This window comes from Rheinheimera sp. (assembly GCF_037442345.1).
In the GTDB taxonomy this organism is placed as follows: domain Bacteria; phylum Pseudomonadota; class Gammaproteobacteria; order Enterobacterales; family Alteromonadaceae; genus Pararheinheimera.
In genome coordinates this window covers 1-24,563 of the sequence record NZ_JBBIQL010000033.1, presented here as the reverse complement: position 1 = coordinate 24,563, position 24,563 = coordinate 1, and the positions used below count along the sequence as shown (strand labels likewise).

Genomic DNA, 24,563 nt, shown 5'->3' with positions numbered 1-24,563 from the left:
TATGTCTCCCCCTTGGTTAAATCAGTGCCGAGTCTATCACAGAACCCGGTTGCCGGAGCCCACCTGCATGCGGGCAAGTGGCGCAAAAACCTGCTGTTTAGTCTGCAATTTCAGGCTATAGATTTGGTAATACAACAGCACATTTTTTACGTAATCGCGGGTTTCTTTAAAGGGGATGGTCTCAATCCAGATATCCAGCGGCACCTGCCCCTGCTTCGGCACCCAGGCATTCACCCTGCTCGGCCCGGCGTTGTAAGCTGCAGTCGCAAACACCACATTGCCATGTTTTTTCAGCAGATAATTCAGATAATAAGTGCCGTAATTGATATTGGTGACCGGGTTGTACAATTGCTGTTCAGTCACCCGTTTGCCTGTGATATGACGCGCCGTATTCGGCATAATCTGCATCAGGCCCAAAGCCCCCACTGCAGATTTAGCCGTGGGAATAAAAGTACTTTCCCGCCGCGCAATAGCCATAGCCCAGGCCGGATCCACATTCACTTTGTTAGCGTGAGTCAGAATTTCTTTTTTATACAAAGTCGGGAAACGTAATTCCACGTCGTCGTAATAACCGGCCTGTGCCAGCGCGGTAATCGCATTATCATGCCAACCCATCTCTGCCGCATACTTGGCAGCGCTGAAACGTTGCAGGTCAGAACCATAACGTTGCAGACTGGTCAGTTCACGTTTGGCCGCATTGGGTCTGTCCAGCGCCTGCCATTCTTTGATCCGCCGTACCGGGCCACTGCTTTTAAAGGCCAGATAATCGGTTTCAGATACTGGCACCGGTTTATGCGCCAAGGAAGGTTCTGCGCCAATGCGGGCAGCCGCCATATAACCGTAGTAGCTGCGGTTTTTCGCCAACTGCTGATACAGCTGTTGTGCGGCTTCTTTTTGTTTCAGCTCGTCATGGGCGCGTGCCAGCCAATACAGACTGCCATCTTCGCTGGCATAAGGCTCGGGTAAGGCTTTTATGGCATCAATCAGTCCGGTCCAGTCATGCTTGCGTAACAAGTGCGTCAGTTGCCACTGCACAAACAGGCGGTCTTTGTGCTCGTTTTGTACTACAGCAAAAAATGGCGTAGCCTGAACATTGTCTTTACTGGCCAACGCGATAGCCAGCTGGCGCGCCGTTTTTGAGCGGTTTTCATTACTGAAGGCCGGATCGGAACGGTATCTTTTCCAGACTTCGACTGCAGCATCCGGTTTTTTCCACACCAGTTTCTGCATGCCGTAAGCCGCCAAATCGCGCTCTTTGGCTTGTTTCCCGGTAAGAAAACTTTTGCGCTGCACCAACGCAGGATTGTCCATCACCTGGATCCATTTATCAGCCAGGTATTGTTGCTCGCGGGGCAATAACGAGCGCAGATAAGGCAACATACGTTGATTGTCCGCTTCCACAGCGGCCAGCACCCGCTTCCAGACGGCATCCGCACTACGCTGGCCGGCCTTACGCCAACGCTCAAAAATGGCGTCACATTCGTCGGGCTGAGATTTACCAACGGCCCATAAATCCCGCACTGCAGGCCAGACATCGACGGGTTTTTCCCGCACCAGCCGCATTTCCAGTGCATAACAATCCAGCACTGTGTCAGAGCCATAGTCGTAGTTTTTCAGAAACAGCTCCGCCTGACGTTTTTGTTTCAGCTCAATCAACCAGCGTTTCCGGATAGTCCGCTCCAATGGTGTGCCCTGATGCTCCCGCATAAAGTTCACGACAGCAGCGGTGTCATCCAGATTCTTGCTTAAGTATTCGAGCTCTAAATAAGGCGTGAGCGGATAAGTCTGCATTTCCGTCAGCAGTTTTTTCGCCTGAGTGTCGGACAGCTTGTGAATAGTGTTTTCAGCACGCTCAAATTTTTTACGCATGACATCATTGATAGCCAGAGCAGGCAGCGAGGTGCATGCAGCTGCAGCCAGCAGCCAAAACGCAGGACGAAAAACCAGAGCAGAGCGCCACATAAAACCAATACCACCTATAGTTACTGGGACATCTACCGCAAATTCAAACAAGCGTTTAAATAACGGTTGAAATTTTTGCCAAAGCACGACACACTGAAACTGCGACAGAACTCATCTTACCAGTTGCGATAACAAGCAATCATCCGCCCTGCCGGACGAAGGAGAACATGCATGATCTACCAGAGTAACAGCATCACCGTGGCTTATCTGGCCGACGGTATTGCCGAGTTTAGCTTTAATGCTGCCGGGTCCGTGAATAAATTCGACCAGCAAACCTTAACAGATTGTCGGGCCGCTTTAAATCTGCTGCACGCAGATAAAAACTTAAAAGGCGTGGTCTACACCACGGGCAAAGATGCTTTTATCGTCGGAGCCGATATCACAGAATTTTTAGGGACCTTCCAGCAGCCTGAAGCCGAACTTATCCCATGGATTAAAAACGCCTCTGACGTGTTCGACCTGGCGGAAGACCTGCCAGTTCCGACTATTGCGGCCATTCGTGGTTTTGCTTTGGGTGGCGGCTTCGAGTGGACCTTAACGGCGGACTACCGTATTGCCGACACCACGGCCAAAGTGGGCCTGCCAGAAGTGAAGTTAGGTCTGATGCCTGGCTTCGGTGGCACAGTGCGTCTGCCACGCCTGATTGGTGCGGATGGTGCGATGGAATGGATCACCACAGGTAAAGAGCGTGGTGGCGAAGCGGCGTTAAAAGAAGGCGCCGTTGACGCCGTGGTCGCGCCAGAGAAGTTAAAAGACGCCGCCATCAGCATGCTGAAAGATGCCATTGCCGGCAAACTGAACTGGCAGAAAAAACGCAGCGCCAAACTGCAGCCGCTGAAACTGAATAAAACCGAAGCGCTGATGAGCTTCAGCACCGCCAAAGGCATGGTGTTTGCCAATGCAGGCAAGCATTACCCTGCGCCTATGGTTGCAGTGGAGACTATCGAAGCCGCTGCCCGTTTAGACCGTGCCGGTGCCATTGCACTGGAAAACCAGGGGTTTGCCAAGCTGGCCAAAACCACGGCAGCCGCAGCCCAAATTGGTCTGTTCCTGAACGATCAGCTGATTAAAGGCAAAGCGAAAAAAGCCGCCAAAACCGCGACCAAAGAAGTGAAAAAAGCTGCGGTTTTGGGTGCAGGTATTATGGGTGGCGGTATCGCTTACCAGTCCGCACTGAAAGGTGTGCCTGTGGTGATGAAAGACATCGCCGACAAAGCGCTGGAATTAGGCATGGGTGAAGCCACTAAGTTGCTGAATAAACAAGTGGAACGCAAAAAGCTGGATGCTGTGGGTATGGCCAAAGTCATTGCCAGTATCCAGCCAACCCTGAGTATGGAACCGGTGAAAGCGGTTGATATCGTGGTTGAAGCCGTGGTGGAAAACCCGAAAATCAAAGGTGCGGTGCTCAAAGAAGTGGAAGAACTGGTGGCCGCTGATGCCATTATTACCTCCAACACGTCGACCATATCCATCGACTCTCTGGCCGCTAACCTGAAAGACCCAAGCCGGTTCTGCGGTATGCACTTCTTTAACCCAGTGCACCAGATGCCTTTGGTTGAAGTGATTCGGGGCAAAGACACCAGCGAAGACACTGTTGCGGCTGTGGTGGCTTACGCCGCCAAAATGGGCAAATCACCGATCGTCGTGAATGACTGCCCGGGTTTCTATGTTAACCGCGTGCTCTTCCCTTACTTCGCCGGTTTCAGCAAGTTGCTGCTGGACGGCGCCGATTTTGCGCAAGTGGACAAAGTGATGGAAAAATCCTTTGGCTGGCCTATGGGCCCGGCGTACCTGCTGGACGTGGTCGGCCTGGACACAGCTTACCACTGCACAGACGTGATGGCTGCCGGCTTCCCAGCCCGCATGGCCAAACTGGACAAAGACCCGGTCGCGCTGATGTATCAGGCGCAGCGTTATGGTCAGAAAAATGGCGTGGGTTTCTATGCCTACAGCAAAGACGCTAAAGGCAAGCCGAAGAAGGCCACAGACGAAGTGACCTATGGCCTGCTGAGCGGTGCCGGTGTCACCAAACAAGAATTCAGTGCGGACGATATCATTGCCCGCTGTATGGTACCCATGATTAACGAAGTGATTCGCTGCCTGGAAGAAGGTATTGTGGCCACGGCTGCTGAAGCGGATATGGGTCTGATTTATGGCCTGGGTTTCCCTCCGTTCCGGGGTGGCCCGTTGCGTTACGCCGACACCATTGGTCTGGCGAACTTTGTTGCTTTGGCTGACAAGTATGCCCATTTAGGTGAAATCTATCAGGTCACCGAAAAAACCCGCGCCATGGCTGCTGCCGGCGACCTGTTTTATCCAGTTTAAGGCGGAGAAATTACACCATGAAACAAGCAGTGATTGTCGATTGTATCCGGACCCCTATGGGTCGCTCTAAGGCCGGTATTTTCCGTAATGTTCGTGCTGAAGAATTATCTGCCGCCGTCATGGCCGGCCTGCTGGAACGCAACCCGGCCTTAAACCCAAGCGAGATTGACGACGTGATTTGGGGCTGTGTGCAGCAGACGCTGGAACAGGGGTTTAACGTGGCCCGTAATGCGGCCCTGATGGCGGGTATCCCGCATTCAGTGCCAGCGGTCACCGTCAACCGTCTGTGTGGCTCGTCCATGCAGGCGCTGCACGATGCCGTACGAGCCATTCAAACAGGCATGGGGGAGGTCTATCTGATTGGTGGTGTGGAGCATATGGGCCATGTGCCTATGACGCACGGCGTGGATTTCCACCCGAAATTGGGCACTTCTGTGGCCAAAGCCGCTGGCATGATGGGTTTAACTGCAGAATTGCTGGGTAAAATGCATGGCATCAGCCGACAACAGCAAGACGAGTTTGGTGCCCGCTCGCACCGTCTGGCGCATGAAGCCACACTACAAGGCCGTTTTAAAAACGAAATTATGCCGGTGGAAGGCCACGACGCCGATGGCGCGCTGCGCCTGTTTGATACCGACGAAGTGATCCGCCCGGAAACCACAGTAGAAGCACTGGCGGCACTGCGTCCTGTGTTTGACCCGGCCAACGGTACTGTGACCGCAGGCACTTCCTCAGCTTTGTCTGATGGCGCCTCTGGCATGCTGGTGATGAGTGAAGACAAGGCCAAAGCGCTGGGTCTGCCCATTCGCGCCCGCGTGATTGGTATGGGCGTGGCTGGCTGCGACCCGTCGATCATGGGTTATGGCCCGGTTCCGGCCTCGCAAAAAGCCTTAAAAGCGGCGGGCATCAGCATTGACCAGATTGACTACGCTGAACTGAACGAAGCTTTTGCTGCACAGGCGCTGCCGGTCATGAAAGACTTAGGTTTGCTGCCAGTGATGGAACAGAAAGTGAACCTGAATGGTGGTGCTATCGCCCTGGGCCACCCATTGGGCTGCTCGGGCTCACGGATCAGCACCACACTGATTAACGTGATGGAAAGCAAAGGCGGTAAATATGGCCTGGCCACTATGTGTATTGGTTTAGGCCAGGGTATTGCCACAGTATTCGAGCGCGTGGAATAATGCGCGCGCTCCAAAAACCTGTGGAGCACAAAGGGTAAACCCAAAGGGCAGCGCAAGCTGCCCTTTGCTTTTCCGGCATGGACTAAATATCGTCGCACAGCTACCATAGCGGCCTTTCCAGCAAAGCAGGACATACCATGACCAAACCAACTGCAGAGTTATTTACCAGTGCCAATGAGCAGCTGGATGCTTTGGGTTTGCGCTGCCCGGAACCTGTGATGATGACCAGGTTGGCCATTCGTAAACTGCAGTCAGGCGACACCCTGCTGATTATTGCTGACGACCCGGCCACCACCCGCGATATCCCGGCGTTTTGCCGTTTTATGGATCACCAGCTACTGGCCTGCGACACCGACACCTTACCGTACCGCTATCTGATTAAAAAAGGTTAAACGCCCGTTATCTGCCAATTTCGCCGTTTTGTTGGCAAAAATCCGCTACTGACTGGAAACGGCGCGCCTTGGCAACACTGAGCTCTTAGGATAGACGCATCAACCTGAGGAGAACTTTGATGCGTTTAAATTCCAAACAACACTACCTGAACCTGCTGATGCTGACCGGTCTGGTCGCTTTGACCATTAAAACTCAGTGGCTGCCAAGCGACCAAAGCACAGTGCGTGAACTGAACGTGCAACGGATTAACGTGATGGAGCCCAGCGGCCACCCACGGCTGGTGATTGCCAATACAGCCCACGCCCCGAAGGCCATAAAAGAAGGCAAAGAGTTTTTCGATCCGGGCCCACGGCCAGGCATGATTTTCTATAACGACGAAGGCACTGAAAATGGCGGTTTTGTGTTTCGCGGCTTTGCAAAAGACGGCAAAGTCGAGCATGGCCTGCATTTATCGTTCGACCGTTACAATCAGGATCAGACCCTGGCTTTACAACACATAGAACAAGATGGACGGCTGATCACAGGGCTGAATCTGGTGGACAGACCACAGTACCCTATTGATCAATACATGACGCTGATGCTGGCGGTGCAACAAGGTGACACTGAAGCGCAGAGCAAGCTGCAGCAGTTAGAACAACAACAGCCGGATATTCATGGCCACAGACGCGCGTTTTATGGCACAGTAGACAGGAAGGCAATGCTACAACTTAATGATCCACAAGGTAAAAAGCGTATAGAAATGGCAGTGGGTAAAGACGGACAACCTCAACTGGTATTTTATGCCGCCGACGGCAGCGAGCTGCTGCGCTTACCTGAAACCACTCAGGTGAACCCATGAGGCGGCTGAAAACCCTGGCAATGCTGGCCGGGGTCTCGCTGCTGTTCAGCCTGTATCTGGCGTTACTGCAAACAGCACCAGGACAAAGCCTGCAATGGCATCCGGACGCGCCGGTCTGGCTGACCATGCAGGCAGCATTGGCGCTCTGGCTCAACCGGTCTGTCGACAGACAGCTCAGGCTGGTCTGCCAACCGACCGGATTGTTGCAAGGTTTCGCACTGAGCTTTGCCTGCAGTGCCCTGTTGTTTGTCGGTCTGATGACGATTGTGCAACTGCTGATTGATTGGGCATGGCAGCAGCCTGCCCAGTTACAGCAGTATCTGCGCGTCGCCTTAATGTATTTGCTGCTGCATAGCCTGATTGCAGGCGCAGACTGCTTCTGGCGCAGCCTGAAACAACAACAACAGCAGCAGCTGACGTTGATCGAAGCCGAACAAAGTGCGCAGCGCTACAAGCTGCAAACCCTGCAGCAACAACTTGAACCACATTTTTTGTTTAATAACCTGAATATTTTATCGGTGCTTATTCATAAAAATGCCGACCTGGCAGAAGAGTTCTTGCAGCAATTTGCCGATTTTTACCGGCTGATGCTGCAGCACAGCAGTCAGCCATTGGTCAGTCTGCAAAACGAACTGACTCTGGCACAACTGTATATGGCGTTACAGCAACAGCGTTTTGGCCAGGCCTATCAGCTGTCTGTTGAGCCTGAGCTTGAACAAATGGATGCGTTACTGGTGTCTGCCAGCTTGCAGCTGCTGCTGGAAAATGCGTTAAAACATAATCAGGCCAGCGCTGAACAACCGCTCCTGATCAGCATAAGTTACCAGCAAAACATGCTGAGCGTGTCACATCAGCGCCGACCTAAAGTTCACGCTTTGTCTGGTACCGGCACCGGGCTCTCCAATCTGCAGCAGCGCTATCAGCAGATGCTCGGCTTGCCAATAGCAGTTCTGGCCGGGACCGAGCATTTCGAAGTGAAGCTGCCGCTACAACGGAAGGAGGCCGCAGGTGCGTTACTTGCTGATTGAAGATGAAGTATTGGCGGCGGAAAAGCTACAGGCGTTTATGACTCGTTACCAACCAGAAGCGCGGATGGTTGCGCAGTTAAGCTCGGTGGCACAAGTGTTGGCATTTTTCCAGGCGCCGGAGCCTCTGGATTTAATAGTGGCAGATGTGGAACTGACGGACGGCCAGGTGTTTCATGCGCTGGAGCGACTGCAGCTGCCTTGCCCTGTGTTATTCAGCACGGCCTACGATCAGTACTGGATGCAGGTATTTCAGTATCAGGCGGTGGATTATCTGCTGAAACCCTATACCTACAGTCGTTTTACTGAAGCGATGTCGAATCTGGAACAGCGTCGTTTGCAGCAGCCTGTTCACCACAAAGCAGGGTTTAAGAAACGATTTTTGATTCGTCAGAATCAGCAGTTGTTGGTGCTACCGGTGGAACAGGTATGGCTGATCCAGGCTGCTGGCGGTGCTCTGGTTGCCACAGACCTGCAGGCACGGCAACATGTGCTGCAGGAGACGAACCTTTCTGAGCTGGAAACCCAACTCGACCCAGAGCAGTTTTTCCGGCTGAACCGCAGTGATCTGATCCATATAGACGCTGTAGTGCGTATTGAGCCTTACAATAAAGACAGCCTGGCCGTGTTTTGTGCCGGCAACAAAGAGGCCCTGCTGACCAGTAAAACCCGCACCGCCGCGTTCCGGCGCTGGCTGAATCAATAACTCAGCCTGCCGCCAGCTCGCTGATCAAAGTCTGTAAATGCTCCAACTGTGCTTTGGCCACTTTTTTCTTTTGTTCTAACCAGAGCCAAGCTGTCAGACAGAGCGGAGTCACCAGCAGACTGTATGCGTTTAACAAGGAATCAGGAACCTGCTGTGGCTGCCACCAGGCTAAGCCCCACATCAGCAGGATAAAAAACAACAGGGCGACACAGCTGTACTGGTTGTAACTTAAATAACGGACTGATGCCTGCTGACTGCGCAACCTGAACTGCAGCAAACCCGAACTGCTCCAGTCGGCATAAGCCAACAAAGGTAAATGCAGCTTCCAGCTTAATACTGCCTGCACCAGCGCACCTACAGCCAAAAACACTGCAGATAAGCCCCCTAACCAGGCTGGCAGTAGCAGCCAGGCAGCTCCGGCTCCAGCCAGCATCACCACACTGGCAATCAATTCAGCCACTGCAACCCAACGTCGTCGTTGCTGGCGCTGCAAGGCGCCTACAAGGTCCAGATCTATCTCGGGCTGCTGCTGTTGCCAGCTTTTGGCTAACTCAGAAAAATCAACGGGCTCTGACATGGTCTAACAACTCCTGTAATTCTACTTTGGCCCGGCTTAGCCGAACCCGCACTGCGCCATGGCTTAAACCCAGGATGTCTGCTATCTGCTGTGGGTCTGTATCTTCCATGGCCAGTAAGACAACCTGACGGTGTGCAGGCGACAGTTGCTGCACCGCCTTCAACAATAGGTTACTTTGTTGCTCTGAAGCCCTCAGCTCTGAAGGGCAAGGCTCCACCAACTCGTCCGGTAAATCCTGTTCTTCCAATGACTGCCAGCGCTGTCGGCTGGCCCTGGCTATATGATCCACAGCCACATTGTGCATGACCCGAAACAGGTAAGCGCGCTGATTTTCAGCGGCTGCCAGTCGTTCGGCCGAATGATACAAGGCCAGGTACAATTCTTGCGTCAGGTCCTGTCGTAATGAAGGGTCCGCTTCATAACCCAACAAGGTTCGGCTGATAGCCGCTTTGTACTGTTGCCATAATGCCAGCACCTGCTGATGGGCTGTTTTGCTCATAGTTCTGCCGCTTTCTTCCCTGAATCAATTTGGATCTCACTTTCTTCTAGTCTGCCGTAACCAAGGAGTTGTTACGAAAAAATAAAAATTTATTTTCTGTAACAGATCGCGATTATTCAACGACTTATTTAACGAACCCAATAAAGTGCATAAGGATACTTCAGTCCCTTATGAGGGTCAGTGCCCTGCCCATGGGAAAAATGTTAACTAATTGATTTAAATAAACTTATGGAGAGATTTATGGAATTTATAAATGATTTTACTGCGAAGTTGATGGCAATGAATGGCTTTACTCTGGCAGGTTTTATTGTGTTGTTTTTGTTGGTGTGGTTTTTGCCCACCCTGCTGGCCAGCCTGTTTAACCGCAAGCATTTGGGAAAAATTGCCCTGCTGAATATTCCGGCCGGATTTTCCTGGATTGCCTGGGCGGCACTGATCGGTTGGGCCGCTACAGGTAAGCTGACCGACACTATGGCTCGCAAAGCTAAACTGAAGTCCCCACAAACCACAGCAAACTAAGCTGAACGACTTTGACCTTATGAGACCATAAAAAAAGGAGCCTGATTAAGCTCCTTTTTTATTTAGCGATCGGACAAGGTTATTGCAGTACGGAGATATCTGCAACACGCAGGAACAAGTCACGCAGCTGTGCCAATAACGCCTGACGGTTTAACCGCACTGCAGCGTCGTCGGCATTCACCATCACCTGATCAAAGAACTGATCCACAACGTCACGCAGCGCCGCTAAATGCGCCAGCGCTTCTGTGTAGTTGTCGACTTTCGCCTGATACGCCAGCTCCGCAACGATGGCGCTGTACAGTGCTTTTTCGGCCGCTTCAGTTAACAGTGTTTCATTAACCAGCGCAGGGATCGCTTCGGTCACTTTGGCCAGAATATTCCCCACCCGTTTATTGGCCGCAGCCAATGCCAAAGCGGCGTCGAGTTTACGGAACTCCGCTACCGCTTTGACACGACGGTCAAAATCAGCCGGGTTGGTCGGGCGACGGGCCAACACAGCCTGGATCACATCGACACTCACACCTTCGGCTTCATACCAGGCGCGGAAGCGGCCCAGCATAAAGTCCAGTACTTCATCCGACACTGTCGCCTGGGTCAGTTTGTCGGCAAAAGTGGTTTTACTGAACTCAATCAGTTCGACCAGGTCCAGTGGCAGTTGTTTCTCAACCATAATACGCAAAGCACCAATGGCGGCACGGCGCAGCGCAAAGGGGTCTTTATCGCCCTTAGGCGCCTGACCAATACCAAAAATACCGACCAACGAATCCAGCTTGTCGGCAATAGCCACAGCACAAGCTTCCAGCTGGCTTGGCAGGCTGTCGCCGGCAAAACGAGGTTTGTATTGCTCGTTCAGTGCCACGGCAACTGCCTCAGCTTCACCATCCAGCCTGGCATAGTGCATCCCCATTACACCCTGCACTTCCGGGAACTCGCCAACCATGTCGGTCATCAGATCCGTTTTGGACAACAGACCAGCGCGTTCGGCATGCTGTGTATCGGCGCCAATTTTACCGGCGATAAAAGCCGCCACTTTGGCGATACGCTCAGATTTTTCCAGCAAAGTACCCAGCTTTTGCTGGAACAACACAGTCCCCAACGACGGCAAACGCTCTACCAGTTTGGTTTTACGGTCTGTCTGGAAGAAAAACTGCGCGTCGGTCAGACGTGGACGCACCACTTTTTCGTTGCCGCTGATGATTTGGCTTGGGTCTTTGCTGGCAATGTTGGCGACAAAAATGAATTTGTTCAGCAACTTGCCGTCTTTACCCAGCAGCGGAAAGTACTTCTGATTGTCCTTCATTGTGGACACCAGCGGCTCAGGTGGCACTTGCAGGAAGCGCTCTTCAAAACTGCCCACCAGCACCACAGGCCATTCGACCAAGGACGCCACTTCGTCCAGCAAGTCTTCATCCATCGGCACTACACCGTTCAGGCTGCTGGCGGTTTTCTCCACTTCCGCGCGGATAAAGGCTTTACGCTTGTCGTAGTCTGCCACCACATAGGCTTGTTCTAAGTTCGGCAGATAGGCATCCGCATCAGCAATTTCAACCAGAGCTGGCGCATGGAAGCGATGACCAGGCGTCACACGGCCTGCGACTTTACCCAGCACTGTGGCCGGTACCACGTCCTTACCAAACAGCATAATGACGGTATGAACCGGGCGGATAAACTCGGCGTCGTTAGCCCCCCAACGCATTGGTTTGGCAATTGGCAACCTGGCCAACGCGGTATTGACCACCTGTTCCAATAAAGTTGTTGTCGCTGCACCCAGTACCCTGGCGGTATGAACCAGCCAGGCGCCTTTATCGGTTTCCAGTTTTTGTGCCTGGTCGACGGTGATGCCATTGGCCTGAGCCCAGGCTTGGGCCGCTTTGGTAGGATTGCCTGCGGCGTCAAAAGCACCGGCTAAGGACGGACCACGTTTTTCCACTTCTTTATCGGCTTGCTGCTCCGCCAGGCCGTTCACGCGCACAGCTAAACGGCGGGGTGCGGCATACCATTGAGCAGAACTGAAAGCTAAATCCAGTTTAACCAATTCATCCGTGATATTCTGTTGCAGCGCTGTGGCTAAGGTCTTCAGCGCCTTTGGTGGCAACTCTTCGGTGCCAATTTCTACAAAAAAATCTTGTTCCACTGTCAGGCCTCCTGGCTTTCTTTACTGCTACGGCATAACGGGAAGCCTAGCTTTTCGCGCGCGGCGTAATAGGCTTCAGCACAAGCCTTGGCCAGAGTGCGAACCCGCAAAATGTAACGCTGACGTTCAGTCACGGAGATAGCGTGACGGGCGTCCAACAGGTTAAAGGCGTGCGAGGCTTTCATCACTTTTTCATAGGCCGGCAATGCCAGGCCCGCTTCAATCAAACGCTGGCTTTCCGCTTCGCATTGGTCGAAGTACGCAAACAATGCCGGTACGTCGGCGTATTCAAAGTTATAGGTGGACTGCTCAATCTCGTTTTGCAGGAACACATCACCGTAGGTCACACGGCCTAACGGACCGTCCGTCCAGATCAGGTCGTAAATAGAATCGACGCCTTGAATATACATGGCCAGACGCTCTAACCCATAAGTAATTTCGCCTGTGACCGGGCGGCATTCTAAGCCCCCCACCTGCTGGAAGTACGTAAACTGAGTCACTTCCATGCCATTGAGCCAGACTTCCCAGCCCAGACCCCAGGCGCCCAGCGTTGGCGATTCCCAGTTGTCTTCCACAAAACGGATATCGTGAACCAGGGTATCAATGCCCAATTCACGTAATGAGCCAAGATACAGCTCCTGAATATTGTCTGGCGATGGCTTTAAGATCACCTGAAACTGGTAATAATGCTGCAGACGGTTTGGGTTTTCACCGTAACGGCCATCTGTCGGACGGCGACATGGTTGCACATAAGCGACGTTGGTTGGCTCTGGACCTAAGCTGCGCAGGAAGGTCATAGGGTGGAAAGTACCGGCCCCAACTTCCAGGTCCAATGGCTGCACAATAACGCAGCCCTGACGCGCCCAATAATCTTGTAATGCCAGGATTAACCCCTGGAAGGTCTTGATGTCGTACTTTTGCATTCGCCTGACCTGTGACTTCAAAAAATGACTGAAAAGTATACCCATTTGCGGCCTTGAACTGTAGCCGTAGACCGTGATTTTTATGGGTTTTTACTGGTTTATAAAACAGAAAAGGCCCCGTTCCCGGAGCCCTTTCTCAGACAGAGCAGTTACACGTCCAGATTCGCGACTTTCAGTGCGTTCTCTTCAATAAAGTTACGACGAGGTTCTACTTCATCCCCCATCAACGTGTTAAACAACTGATCGGCTGCGATGGCATCTTCAATAGTGACACGCAGCATACGACGGGTGTTTGGATCCATGGTGGTTTCCCACAGCTGCTCCGGGTTCATCTCCCCCAGACCTTTATAGCGCTGGATGTACAAACCTTTTTTCGATTCAGCCATCAGCCATTCCAGCGCTTCAGCAAAGCTCTGTACTGGTTTGGTTTTGTCACCACGACGGATGTAACCACCTTCTTCCATCAGGTCACGAATCGCGTTGCCTAACTCCACAATACGCCCATAGTCGACCGAGTTGATAAAGTCGTAATGCAGAGCATATTCGTTGTCGATGCCGTGCTGACGAATAATCACTTTTGGCACAGATAACTGACGCTCACGGTCTTCTGTGACGGCAAAACTGTAGCTGGAACCATCCCCCTCACGTTCTTGCAGACGAGTCACCAGGTTTTTCACCCAGGCCTCTGTCGCGGCGGCATCTTTGCAGATGTCCACAGTGACAGCTGGCACATACACCAGCTCAGTCAGCAGATTGATTGGGATCTTACGGCTTAAGCGGGCAATAATGCTCTGTACCTTATGGTACTGCTGCACCAGGCTTTCCAGTGCGGCACCGCCAATACCTGGTGCATCGGCATTCACATGCAGGCTGGCTTCATCCAGCGCCAAAGTGGTCAGGAATTCAGTTAAGGCTGAATCGTCTTTAATATACTGTTCCTGCTTGCCTTTCTTCACTTTATACAGTGGTGGCTGCGCAATATAGATATACCCCCGTTCAATCAGCTCAGGCGTCTGGCGATAGAAGAAGGTCAGCAGCAAAGTACGGATGTGGGAACCGTCAACGTCGGCGTCCGTCATCAGAATGATGCTGTGATAACGGGTTTTGTCCGGGTTGTATTCTTCGCGACCAATACCACAACCCAAGGCCGTGATCAGGGTCCCCACTTCCTGCGATGAAATCATCTTGTCAAAGCGGGCTTTTTCCACGTTCAGGATCTTACCTTTCAGCGGCAGAATAGCCTGATTTTTGCGGTTGCGTCCCTGCTTGGCTGAACCACCTGCAGAGTCACCCTCCACCAGGTAAAGTTCGGATAACGCCGGGTCTTTTTCCTGGCAGTCAGCCAGTTTGCCTGGTAAGCCTGCGATATCCAATGCGCCTTTGCGACGGGTCATTTCGCGGGCTTTACGGGCAGCTTCACGGGCACGGGCAGCGTCGACAATTTTGCTGACGATGATTTTGGCTTCACCCGGGTTTTCCAGCAGGTACTCGTTCAGCTTCTCGTGCATCGCACTTTCAACCGCCGATTTCACTTCGCTGGACACCAGTTTATCTTTGGTCTGCGAGCTGAATTTCGGATCTGGCACTTTGACAGAGATAACGGCGGTAAGACCTTCACGGGCGTCATCACCTGTGGTAGCCACTTTCATCTTTTTGGCAAAACCTTCGGCTTCCATATAAGTGTTCAGTACCCGCGTCAAAGCAGAACGGAAGCCGGCCAGGTGAGTACCACCATCACGCTGAGGAATGTTGTTGGTAAAACAGTAGATGTTTTCCTGGAACGAATCATTCCACTGCATCGACACTTCCACTGAGATACCATCTTCTTCACGCTGGGACGTAAAGTAGAAAGCTTTCTGGTGCACAGGGGTTTTGGTACGGTTCAGGTATTGCACAAAGGCTTCGATACCACCTTCGTATTTAAAGTGGTCTCGCTTATCTTCCCGTTCATCGGTCAGAATGATGCTGACACCAGAATTCAGGAATGACAGTTCACGCAGACGCTTCGCCAGAATATCGTAGTGGAAGTTGATGTCGCTGAAGATGGTCGGGCTTGGCCAGAAACGAATTTCAGTTCCCGTGGAATCAGTTTCACCAACTACAGCCAAAGGAGCATCCGGCACACCTAAGCGGTAGATTTGAGAATGCACCTGATTTTTTCGGCGAATGGTCAGTTCCAGTTTGTCAGACAAAGCATTCACCACCGACACGCCCACACCGTGCAAACCACCAGACACTTTATAAGAGTTGTCGTCGAACTTACCACCGGCGTGTAACACCGTCATGATCACTTCGGCTGCTGACACCCCTTCTTCGTGCATATCGGTTGGAATACCACGACCATTGTCGCGTACTGATACTGAACCATCGGAATGGATGGTGACAAAAACGTCAGAGCAATAACCCGCTAAAGCTTCGTCAATGGAGTTATCCACCACCTCGAATACCATATGGTGCAGGCCTGAGCCATCATCCGTGTCACCGATATACATACCGGGTCTTTTACGTACTGCATCAAGGCCTTTTAATACTTTGATACTCGACGAATCGTAATTATGTTCTTCGGCCATCTCATTCTGTCCGTTTTGTTATCTGCCCTTGTTCCACGTGAAACAATGCCGGGTTTTGTTCCGGTACTGATGGTAAAACCTGGTCAGCATTAATCGCAGTAATAAACACCTGCGAGTTAATGGTGTTTAAAAAACTAAAAATATGACGTTTGGAATTATCATCTAATTCCGACGCCAAATCATCTATTAATAACACCGGCCGCTTCTGGCCGTAGCTATAAATTAAGTTGTTTTGCGCTACCTTCAGCGCAAACAATAAAACCTTGAGTTGCCCGCGCGACAGCAGTTCTTCCACTGCCTGCTGCTGTACTTTCAGCTTTAAATCAGCTTTTTGTGGGCCATACTGGCTATGCCCCAGACGCAAATCCTGACTGAAATTCTGCTGCCACAGTTGTTGCAACTCTGCAGCACTCTGTATCCGTTCAGGCCAACCGGCGTAAAGTTGCAGTTCCAGCTGTTCCGCCCAGTTGATAGTGGTCATCAATGGGTTTAACGCCTGAGTGAGTGTCTCAATATAACTTTGGCGCAGACCATGCAGTTCAAAAGACAACTCTGCCAGATTCTGATCCCAATAAGCATACTCGTCGTTGTAACGCTTCTGGGTTTTCAGCAATGCATTACGGTGTTTCAGGATACGTTGCAGTTTGCTCCACAACGGAAAAAACCGTTGTTCCACGTGAAACAACCCCATATCAAAAAACTGTCGCCGCTCTTTGGGCCCCCCCAGTAACAACTTAAAGGTCTCAGGTGTCACCAGCTGCACAGGCAACAACAACGCCAAATCAGATAAACGCTGCAGGTTGTCGCCGTTCAACCGCATCAGCAAATCCTGCTCCCGCTGGCGTTGTATACCTAAACTGGCGGCCTGACCGGCCAGATCGATACTGGCATGCAGAATAAAGTCGTCCGTATGATGCCGAATGATTTTATCCAGACGGTTGCTACGAAAAGAGCGGCCATGAGCAAGCAGATACACAGCTTCCAGCACACTGGTTTTACCGCTGCCATTGGCACCACAGACCAGATTAATACCGGGATGCGGTGCTAATTCCGCCAGTTCAATATTGCGGAATCGATGCAACCGCAGCGAGCGTAACGCCATAATTTACAAACGCATTGGCATCACAACGTACATAGCACCAGTGTGGTTACCCACACCTTCGACTAACGCACTGGAGTTGGCGTCACTTAAATTCATAATCACCAAATCGGTTGACAGCGTGTTCAGGACATCCAGCAAATAACCCACGTTAAAGCCGATTTCCAGCGCCTCACCAACATACTCCACTTCGATCACTTCTTCGGCCTGTTCATGTTCAGGATTATTCGCCACTATCTGCAGCTCATTCTGGCCCGACAGGGTAAAACGCACGCCGCGGTATTTTTCGTTCGACAGAATGGACGCCCGCATACAGGCGTCTTTTAAGACGTCACGATGTGCCGTTACCTTTTTTGTGCTGTTACGTGGTAACACACGACGGTAATCAGGGAAACGACCATCAATCAGCTTACAGCTGAAGCTAAACTGGCTGTCGGTCAGACGGATATGGTTTTGCCCTAAACTCAACTGGACTAGCTGCTCGTCGGCGCTTAGCAGGCGCATAATTTCCAGCACACCTTTGCGCGGAATAATAATTTGTTTCTGATGGCCAGATGTCGCGGCAACATCCAGCGTGCTTAACGCCAGACGATGGCCGTCTGTGGCGACAGCACGCAATACACCATTGTCCACTTCAAACAACAGGCCATTCAGGTAATAACGCACGTCCTGATTCGCCATCGAAAAAGCCGTGTCATCCAGCAAATGCCGCAACTGCTGACGTTCGAGTTGCAATTCGACTTCGCCAGCCCAGCTTTCCAGGTTCGGATAGTCGTTAGCGCTCAGCGTTGACAGGGTAAATTTACTTTTGCCTGTGCTGACCACACAGTTGTCTCCCTGCACGACAACGTCAAGCAGACTGCTGTCCGGTAAACTACGACAGATATCCAGCAACTTTTTGGCTGGCACTGTAATACGGCCCGGCACCTGGACCTGCTGCACCGGGGCATGGGCAACCAACTCAATTTCCAGATCGGTCCCGGTCAGCACTAACTGACCTTCGGCAGTGACTTCAATTAAGACATTCGACAAAATAGGCAAAGTGTGACGACGCTCAATAGCACCAGATACCATTTGCAATGGTTTCAGCAGAGCGTCCCGGTCAAGAGTAAATTGCATCATCAGTCCCTAGTGTTATGAAGACAAAGTCCGGATTAAATTCTGGAAATCTTCTTTTATTTCATGGGTTTCTTCTTTAAGCGACTCAATCTTACGGCAGGCATGCAACACTGTGGTATGGTCGCGGCCACCAAAAGCATCACCAATTTCCGGCAAACTGTGGTTGGTCAGCTCTTTCGCCAGCGCCATTGCCATTTGCCTGGGCCGAGCCACTGAACGGCTGCGGCGTTTTGATAATAAGTCAGCCACCCTGATCTTGTAATACTCAGCCACAGTTTTCTGAATATTTTCAATGGTGACCAACTTGTCCTGCAAAGCCAGCATATCGCGAAGCGCTTCACGGACAAAATCAATGGTGATAGGACGACCGGTAAAATTGGCATTCGCCGAGATACGGTTTAACGCCCCCTCCAATTCCCTAACATTGGAACGAAGCCGTTTGGCGACAAAAAAGGCCACTTCTTCAGGCAAACGAATGTTAATTTCCTGAGCCTTACGCATCAGGATCGCAACGCGGGTTTCCAGTTCCGGAGGCTCGATCGCAATAGTCAGACCCCAGCCAAAGCGGCTTTTCAGCCGCTCTTCCACACCATCAATCTCTTTTGGATAACGATCACTGGTCAGAATGATCTGCTGATTGCCTTCAAGCAGGGCATTAAAGGTATGGAAGAACTCTTCCTGTGAACGGTCCTTTTTGGCGAAAAACTGAATATCGTCAATCAGCAAAGCGTCCACTGAACGGTAGTAACGTTTGAATTCTTCAATGGCATTGTTCTGCAGCGCTTTGACCATGTCCTGTACAAAACGCTCAGAATGCATATAGATAACTTTGGCATCGGGTTTCTTCGCCAGAATGCCGTTACCGACTGCGTGTAATAAGTGGGTTTTACCTAAACCAGTTCCACCGTAGAGGAACAAAGGATTGTACGCTGAACCAGGGTTGTCGGCCACCTGACGGGCGGCCGCCCGAGCCAGCTGGTTTGATTTACCTTCGACAAAGTTATCAAAGTTGTGTTTAGGGTTCACATTGCTGTTCACAATGGTTTTTGGCGCTGGCTCGACCACGGCAGCCACCGGATTAGCCACGGCCACTTTTGGCAATGTCTGCACAGGTGCAGGGCTGACTTTTTGCGAAGAGCCAACGTCGAAACGTAAACGCGGCGCATGATCTCCACAATACCCCTGGATCAACTCATTGATCCGGTTCAGGTATTTGTCACGAACCCAGTCCAGTACAAAACGGTTGGGTGCATACAACGTCAGGGCATCATCAGAACTATCGGCTTGTAACGGACGGATCCAGGTACCGAAATCGCGGGCAGGTAACTCAGCCTGCAAAGCTTCAAGGCAGTTTTTCCAAACGGATTGATACACCTTTATCTCCAGAAAGCCCCTGTTTATTCTGATGAAGTCGGGCCGGCGTCAATGAAACGAGCAGCATTATGAACTGACTTTATCCACAACTTCAATATTGACTTTTGCAAAAATCACTGCTGAAGCAGGCAGCGGCCAAAAATGACAAATAACTAACTAATTTAATTGAAAATTAATTAGTTATACCAATTAGAAATAGCGCAGTCTCTGCTTAAACTGAGCAGACCTCCGGTGGTATTTAGTCACATTTTATTCAATACGAAACGGCTTGCTTGTGGACAACTTTCAGCTGAATGAAAAAAATACAAGGATCAGAGGGTGGAAAGGTGAGGATCTGCGTTGACAAGGCGCAAAGGCTCCCTTAAAATTCGCGCTCTTTTTTAATCGCTGCGTTTTGGTACTTACTAAAACACAGACCCTTAGTAAATATCGACCGGACGGACGAAGTTATGAAAAGAACCTTTCAACCTAGCGTTTTAAAACGTAAACGCAATCACGGCTTCCGTGCTCGCATGGCTACCAAAAATGGTCGTCAAGTATTAGCACGTCGTCGTGCTAAAGGCCGCAAACGCCTGACTCAAGTTTAAGCTTGGTCGCTGCGTGGTCAGCTACACATTCAGCAGGGAGTTACGGCTGTTAACTCCCAGCGAATTTAACAATGTCTTCCAGGAACCCTTCAGGGTATCTTCTCCTCTTTTCACCATCCTCTGTAAAGCCAATCAAAGGCCTGCGCCCAGATTAGGTCTGACCATTGCTAAAAAACGTGTTAAATTAGCCACGCAACGCAACCGGATTAAACGCTGCTGCCGCAATAACTTTCGTTTGCATCAGCATGAGTTACCACCGGTCGATTTGGTGCTTTTGGTCAAAGGCGACATCAGTACAACGCCGAATGCAGAATTGCATAAGCAACTGGAAAAATTATGGGGCAAGATCAAACGCCAATATCAGGCATTACAGCAAAATTGCTGATTAAAGCCATTCGGGGTTACCAGCTGGTGCTCAGTCCCATGCTTGGCTCTAATTGTCGTTTTTACCCAACCTGCTCTCACTATTCCATTGAAGCCATTGATCGTTTTGGTGCGGTAAAAGGCAGTTGGTTAACCGCCAAACGTCTATTAAAATGTCACCCTTTACATCCCGGTGGTGAAGACCCGGTTCCACAACAGCAGAAAGAGACTAACTAACAGATGGATTCTCAACGCAGTTTATTAGTGATCGCCCTGGCTTTTGTCAGCTTATTGTTATGGCAAGCCTGGCAGACGGACCATGCGCCCAAACCTGCCACAGCAACAGCGACACAAAATGGCCAGCCAGCGGGCAATTCTGCCGAATTACAGCTGGGTAACACCAGTAGCAGCGCCAAGCCAGCAGTGACTCCCGCCACAGCACAACAGGTTAAGGTACGAACTGACGTACTGGAGCTGGTGATAGACACCAAAGGCGGCGACATTGTTGACCTGAAACTGCCAGCTTTCACTCTGGCCTTAAACAACCCTGAACCTTATCAGCTGATGCGCAAACTCAATGGTTTTGAGTATGTAGCACAATCAGGTTTACTGGCAGACGGCCCAGATGACAAGCGCAACAATGGTCGCCCTGTTTACACCGTAGGTCAAACGGAGTACCAGCTGGCCGAAGGGCAAACAGAACTGGTTGTTCCGCTGACTTACCAGCACAACGGTCTGGAAATTGAAAAACGTTACGTATTTACCGCAGGCAAATACGATGTCCGGGTAGAATATTTGCTGAAAAATACTTCAGACCAGACCAAACTGGTGCAGCCCTATCAACACCTGATCCAGACCATTGAAGGTGGCAAAACCAGCAGCATGATGATGCCGATTTACCGCGGCGCCGCTTACTCCACCAGTGAAAAACGTTATGAAAAATACGACTTCGAAGATATGCAGGAAACCAACCTGCTGTCTCCGACCAAAGGTGGCTGGGTTGCCATGCTGGAACACTATTTTGTTGCAGCCTGGATCCCACAAAAAGACACCGATAATCAGCTGTACAGCCTGGTGAGCAATGGCAATGGAGTGATTGGAGCCCGAGGCCCGGAAGTCACTATTCCAGCGGGTGAAACCCAGACTTTAACTTCCGTTTTTTATGCTGGGCCTAAAGATCAAGACCACCTGGCTAACCTGGCAGATGGCCTGGATCTGACAGTGGACTATGGTTTCCTCTGGTTTATTTCTCAGCCTTTGTTTGCGCTGTTGACGCTGATCCAGGGTTTTGTCAGTAACTGGGGTGTGGCCATTATCATTATTACTCTGTTAATCAAAGGTTTGATGTTCCCTCTCACCAAAGTGCAGTACGAATCTCAGGCGAAGATGCGCAACCTGAAGCCGAAAATGGATGAAATTCAGGCCCGCTACAAAGATGACCGGCAGAAACTGGGCCCGGCCATGATGGAACTGTACCGCAAGGAAAAAGTTAATCCTATGGGGGGCTGCCTGCCAATGCTGATCCAAATGCCGATTTTCCTGGCGTTGTATTGGGTCTTCGTGGAAAGTGTTGAATTACGTCAAGCGCCTTTTGCCTTGTGGATCCAAGACTTATCCGTACAAGACCCCTATTACGTACTGCCGGTTTTATATGGCATCAGTATGTTTATTATGCAAAAGCTGACACCCATGACAGTGACAGACCCTATGCAACAGAAGATCATGTTGTGGATGCCTGTGGTGTTCTCAGTGTTCTTCCTCTGGTTCCCAAGTGGCCTGGTGCTGTACTGGGTGGTCAGCAACCTGATTTCCCTGGCTCAGATGCTCTACATTTATCGTGGCATGGAGAAAAAAGGCCTGTATAGCAGGGCTTAAAAGCGTCACCGTCTGACCAAGGCCTGCTGGTACCCTCACCAACAGGCCTTTTGTTTATCTGCAACCTGTTGGTAAAGAAGAGGTTTTATGTACAGTACAGACACTATTGCCGCTCAGGCCACCGCAACAGGCCGGGCAGGCGTAGGTATTATCCGGGTATCAGGCCCTGCTGTAACCGCGGTGGCACAGGCTCTGTTAGGTAAAGTACCCAAAGCACGATATGCCGAATACCTGCCTTTCCTCGACCATCAGGGTCAGGTGCTCGATCAGGGGATAGCACTGTACTTCCCTGGGCCTAACTCCTTTACCGGCGAAGATGTGCTGGAACTGCAAGGTCATGGTGGGCCTGTACTGCTGGATATGTTGTTGCGCCAGGTGCTGATGTTAAAAGGAGTTCGCATCGCCCGCCCAGGTGAGTTTTCTGAACGGGCTTTTCTCAATGACAAGCTGGATTTAACCCAGGCCGAAGCCATTGCCGACTTAATTGACGCCAGCAGTGAGCAGGCAGCCCGTTCAGCCATGCACTCTTTGCAGGGTGAATTCTCGCGTAAAATTCATGCTCTGGTAGAGAAAGTCATTTATCTTCGAATGTACGTCGAAGCGGCCATTGATTTTCCGGATGAAGAAATCGACTTTTTATCCGACGGCAAAGTCTCAGGCGATTTACGCGACATTATCAGTGATTTAAACGCAATTCAGCGCCAGGCCACCCAAGGCAGCATTTTGCGTGAAGGCATGCGCGTGGTGATAGCCGGCCGCCCTAATGCAGGTAAATCCAGCCTGCTGAACGCGTTGGCTGGTCGTGAAGCGGCTATTGTGACCGAAATTGCCGGTACCACCCGGGATGTGTTGCGGGAACATATTCATATTGACGGTATGCCGCTGCATATCATCGATACCGCAGGCTTACGCGAGGCCACAGACAAAGTGGAACAGATTGGTATCGAGCGCGCCTGGAGGGAAATAGAGCAAGCCGACCGCGTGTTGTTTATGGTCGACGGCACCACCACTCAAGCCAGCAGCCCAGCTGAAATCTGGCCAGACTTTATTGCCCGTTTACCGAAAGATCTGGGCCTGACCGTCATTCGCAACAAAGCAGATTTAACAGGTGAAACTGTCGGCGCCAGCAGCAGTGGAGAGTTCCCGGTATTTCATATATCAGCCAAAACCAACTCTGGGATAGCTGAACTGCGTGAGCATTTAAAAGCCTGCATGGGTTTTGACGGAACAGGTGAAGGCAGCTTTATTGCCCGCCGCCGTCATTTGGATGCATTAGCCCGCGCAGCCGAACACCTGGCCATAGGAGAACAGCAGTTGCATGACCACCTGGCTGGCGAATTGCTGGCAGAAGAGCTGCGACTGACGCAACAGCATCTCAATGAAATAACCGGGGAATTCAGCTCGGACGACCTGTTAGGCCGGATTTTCAGTTCATTCTGTATCGGTAAATAGCCGGGTCAAACAAAGGAAAACAAACACCAAACAAAGTTAAAATATCTAATATATTCATATATTTAACTTAGCCATTGTCTTCCTATTCCTTTCCTTGATTGCTATTAATGGGCCTCTAACGGCCCACCACCCTTATTTCAGTGGGCCACTTTTGGACCACCAATCAAGGGGACACTCATGAAACTATCTATCGAAAAGAAATCACCTGACAGTGCTGGTCGGCAACAATTGCTGCTGACCAGACATTATGGCTCAGTCATCAATGACCAGGGTAAACGGGTTAAGAGGCGTAAACGCCAGTCACTTGATCTATTCATTTATGCCAAACCTAAAGATAAATCACAGCGAGATTACAACAAGGACACACTGGCACTGGCCGAGAAAATTCGGGCGCAGGCAATAGTTGACCTGGCCAGGAATGAACATCACTTTGAAGATGCTGAGCGACAGCAGCAGAGCTTCTTTGATTATATGGAGCAGATCATCGAAGAAAAGCGCAAGACGGACAGCAAATCTAATGTTTCTATCTGGGAATCAACGCTGATGCATCTGCGCAGATACTGCGGAAGCATGGAGCTCTCTTTCAAGGACATGGATGCTGAACGGTTAAAAGGCTTCAGACATTACCTGTTGGACGAAGCAAGAACAAAATCTGACACCCTGCTTTCCAAAAATACGGCATCTTCTTACTTCAACAAGGTCAGAGCAACCCTGAGCGCAGCCTTTCACCAGGGGATTATTCATCGAAATCCGGTCAACGAAGTCAAAAGCATTCAACCCAAGCAAAACAAACGGAGCTACCTGGTAGAGGATGAAATCAAGGCCATATACGCCGCGGAGTGCCGCTATGACGTTCTCAAACGAGCCTTCTTGTTTAGTTGTCTCACAGGTATGCGATGGAGTGATATACAAAAGCTAACATGGTCTGAGGTGCATAAAAGCGATGATGGCTACCGTGTGATCTTTGACCATAAGAAAACCCAATGTAAACATCCCTTTTTTAGTGGCAGCCTAAATTAGAGTTTTCCGCCTCTGCTTT

At 50.9% G+C, this 24,563-nt stretch carries 22 protein-coding genes; 13 read left to right on the top strand and 9 right to left on the bottom strand.

Annotation, left to right across the window (positions count from 1 at the left end):
- Nucleotides 1-36 precede the first annotated feature (36 nt).
- Nucleotides 37-1,869 (bottom strand): transglycosylase SLT domain-containing protein, encoded by a 1,833-nt coding sequence (locus WKJ04_RS16930; RefSeq protein WP_337881491.1) that lies wholly within the window; start codon nt 1,867-1,869, stop codon nt 37-39.
- Nucleotides 1,870-2,133: 264 nt separating this feature from the next.
- Here WKJ04_RS16930 and fadB point away from each other — a divergent pair, with 264 nt between their 5' ends.
- From fadB to WKJ04_RS16900, 6 genes are all read left to right on the top strand, one after another.
- Nucleotides 2,134-4,287 (top strand): fatty acid oxidation complex subunit alpha FadB, encoded by a 2,154-nt coding sequence (gene fadB, locus WKJ04_RS16925; protein ID WP_337881490.1) that lies wholly within the window; start codon nt 2,134-2,136, stop codon nt 4,285-4,287.
- Between the two features lie 17 nt (nt 4,288-4,304).
- Nucleotides 4,305-5,471 (top strand): acetyl-CoA C-acyltransferase FadA, encoded by a 1,167-nt coding sequence (gene fadA, locus WKJ04_RS16920; RefSeq protein ID WP_337881489.1) that lies wholly within the window; start codon nt 4,305-4,307, stop codon nt 5,469-5,471.
- 137 nt (nt 5,472-5,608) lie between these two features.
- Nucleotides 5,609-5,863, top strand: a complete 255-nt coding sequence (tusA, locus tag WKJ04_RS16915; RefSeq protein ID WP_337881488.1) for a sulfurtransferase TusA — start codon at nt 5,609-5,611, stop codon at nt 5,861-5,863.
- A gap of 119 nt (nt 5,864-5,982) precedes the next feature.
- Entirely contained in the window at nt 5,983-6,702 is a 720-nt protein-coding gene (locus tag WKJ04_RS16910; RefSeq protein WP_337881487.1) for a hypothetical protein, read from the top strand.
- The gene (locus WKJ04_RS16905; protein WP_337881486.1) at nt 6,699-7,730 is read left to right on the top strand and encodes a histidine kinase; all 1,032 of its coding nucleotides are present in this window, start codon (nt 6,699-6,701) and stop codon (nt 7,728-7,730) included. Before WKJ04_RS16910 ends, WKJ04_RS16905 begins: the two co-directional genes overlap by 4 nt.
- Nucleotides 7,711-8,433 (top strand): LytTR family DNA-binding domain-containing protein, encoded by a 723-nt coding sequence (locus tag WKJ04_RS16900; protein ID WP_337881485.1) that lies wholly within the window; start codon nt 7,711-7,713, stop codon nt 8,431-8,433. The genes WKJ04_RS16905 and WKJ04_RS16900 overlap by 20 nt, the downstream gene beginning before the upstream one ends.
- A 1-nt stretch (nt 8,434) precedes the next feature.
- Here the strand turns inward: WKJ04_RS16900 and WKJ04_RS16895 are convergent, their stop codons facing one another.
- Together WKJ04_RS16895 and WKJ04_RS16890 are read right to left on the bottom strand one after the other, a co-directional pair.
- Complete coding sequence (locus WKJ04_RS16895) at nt 8,435-9,010, bottom strand: hypothetical protein (protein WP_337881484.1); 576 nt, start codon at nt 9,008-9,010, stop codon at nt 8,435-8,437.
- Nucleotides 8,994-9,509 carry an RNA polymerase sigma factor gene (locus WKJ04_RS16890; protein WP_337881483.1) on the bottom strand — a complete coding sequence of 172 codons (516 nt, stop codon included), beginning with the start codon at nt 9,507-9,509 and terminating at the stop codon, nt 8,994-8,996. Before WKJ04_RS16890 ends, WKJ04_RS16895 begins: the two co-directional genes overlap by 17 nt.
- Before the next feature lie 240 nt (nt 9,510-9,749).
- On the opposite strand from WKJ04_RS16890, the gene WKJ04_RS16885 reads away from it, so the two are divergent.
- Nucleotides 9,750-10,028 (top strand): superinfection immunity protein, encoded by a 279-nt coding sequence (locus WKJ04_RS16885; RefSeq protein WP_337881482.1) that lies wholly within the window; start codon nt 9,750-9,752, stop codon nt 10,026-10,028.
- Nucleotides 10,029-10,107: 79 nt separating this feature from the next.
- On the opposite strand, the gene glyS is transcribed toward WKJ04_RS16885, so the two are convergent.
- The 6 genes from glyS to dnaA all read right to left on the bottom strand — a co-directional run bounded on the left by glyS (nt 10,108) and on the right by dnaA (nt 19,247).
- Nucleotides 10,108-12,162 carry a glycine--tRNA ligase subunit beta gene (glyS, locus tag WKJ04_RS16880; RefSeq protein WP_337881481.1) on the bottom strand — a complete coding sequence of 685 codons (2,055 nt, stop codon included), beginning with the start codon at nt 12,160-12,162 and terminating at the stop codon, nt 10,108-10,110.
- A 2-nt stretch (nt 12,163-12,164) separates the two neighbouring features.
- The gene (glyQ, locus tag WKJ04_RS16875) at nt 12,165-13,085 is read right to left on the bottom strand and encodes a glycine--tRNA ligase subunit alpha (RefSeq protein ID WP_337881480.1); all 921 of its coding nucleotides are present in this window, start codon (nt 13,083-13,085) and stop codon (nt 12,165-12,167) included.
- A 149-nt stretch (nt 13,086-13,234) separates the two neighbouring features.
- Complete coding sequence (gene gyrB / locus WKJ04_RS16870; protein WP_337881479.1) at nt 13,235-15,655, bottom strand: DNA topoisomerase (ATP-hydrolyzing) subunit B; 2,421 nt, start codon at nt 15,653-15,655, stop codon at nt 13,235-13,237.
- A gap of 1 nt (nt 15,656) precedes the next feature.
- Nucleotides 15,657-16,757 carry a DNA replication/repair protein RecF gene (recF, locus tag WKJ04_RS16865; protein WP_337881478.1) on the bottom strand — a complete coding sequence of 367 codons (1,101 nt, stop codon included), beginning with the start codon at nt 16,755-16,757 and terminating at the stop codon, nt 15,657-15,659.
- A gap of 3 nt (nt 16,758-16,760) precedes the next feature.
- Nucleotides 16,761-17,873 carry a DNA polymerase III subunit beta gene (dnaN, locus tag WKJ04_RS16860; RefSeq protein ID WP_337841905.1) on the bottom strand — a complete coding sequence of 371 codons (1,113 nt, stop codon included), beginning with the start codon at nt 17,871-17,873 and terminating at the stop codon, nt 16,761-16,763.
- 15 nt (nt 17,874-17,888) lie between these two features.
- The gene (gene dnaA / locus WKJ04_RS16855) at nt 17,889-19,247 is read right to left on the bottom strand and encodes a chromosomal replication initiator protein DnaA (protein WP_337841904.1); all 1,359 of its coding nucleotides are present in this window, start codon (nt 19,245-19,247) and stop codon (nt 17,889-17,891) included.
- Nucleotides 19,248-19,696: 449 nt separating this feature from the next.
- Between dnaA and rpmH the strand changes: the two genes are divergently transcribed.
- The 6 genes from rpmH (at nt 19,697) to WKJ04_RS16825 (ending at nt 24,544) form a co-directional block, all read left to right on the top strand.
- On the top strand, nt 19,697-19,834 hold the full coding sequence (rpmH, locus tag WKJ04_RS16850; RefSeq protein ID WP_337841903.1) for a 50S ribosomal protein L34: 138 nt from the start codon (nt 19,697-19,699) through the stop codon (nt 19,832-19,834).
- Between the two features lie 13 nt (nt 19,835-19,847).
- Entirely contained in the window at nt 19,848-20,219 is a 372-nt protein-coding gene (gene rnpA / locus WKJ04_RS16845; RefSeq protein ID WP_337841902.1) for a ribonuclease P protein component, read from the top strand.
- Nucleotides 20,171-20,434: a membrane protein insertion efficiency factor YidD gene (gene yidD, locus WKJ04_RS16840; protein WP_337841901.1), complete on the top strand. Its 264-nt coding sequence runs from the start codon at nt 20,171-20,173 to the stop codon at nt 20,432-20,434. Before rnpA ends, yidD begins: the two co-directional genes overlap by 49 nt.
- 3 nt (nt 20,435-20,437) lie before the next feature.
- Nucleotides 20,438-22,072, top strand: coding sequence for a membrane protein insertase YidC (yidC, locus tag WKJ04_RS16835; RefSeq protein ID WP_337881477.1), 1,635 nt, complete (start codon nt 20,438-20,440; stop codon nt 22,070-22,072).
- 87 nt (nt 22,073-22,159) lie between these two features.
- Nucleotides 22,160-23,524 (top strand): tRNA uridine-5-carboxymethylaminomethyl(34) synthesis GTPase MnmE, encoded by a 1,365-nt coding sequence (mnmE, locus tag WKJ04_RS16830; RefSeq protein ID WP_337881476.1) that lies wholly within the window; start codon nt 22,160-22,162, stop codon nt 23,522-23,524.
- Between the two features lie 177 nt (nt 23,525-23,701).
- Complete coding sequence (locus WKJ04_RS16825) at nt 23,702-24,544, top strand: site-specific integrase (RefSeq protein WP_337881475.1); 843 nt, start codon at nt 23,702-23,704, stop codon at nt 24,542-24,544.
- The last annotated feature ends 19 nt before the right edge of the window (nt 24,545-24,563 follow it).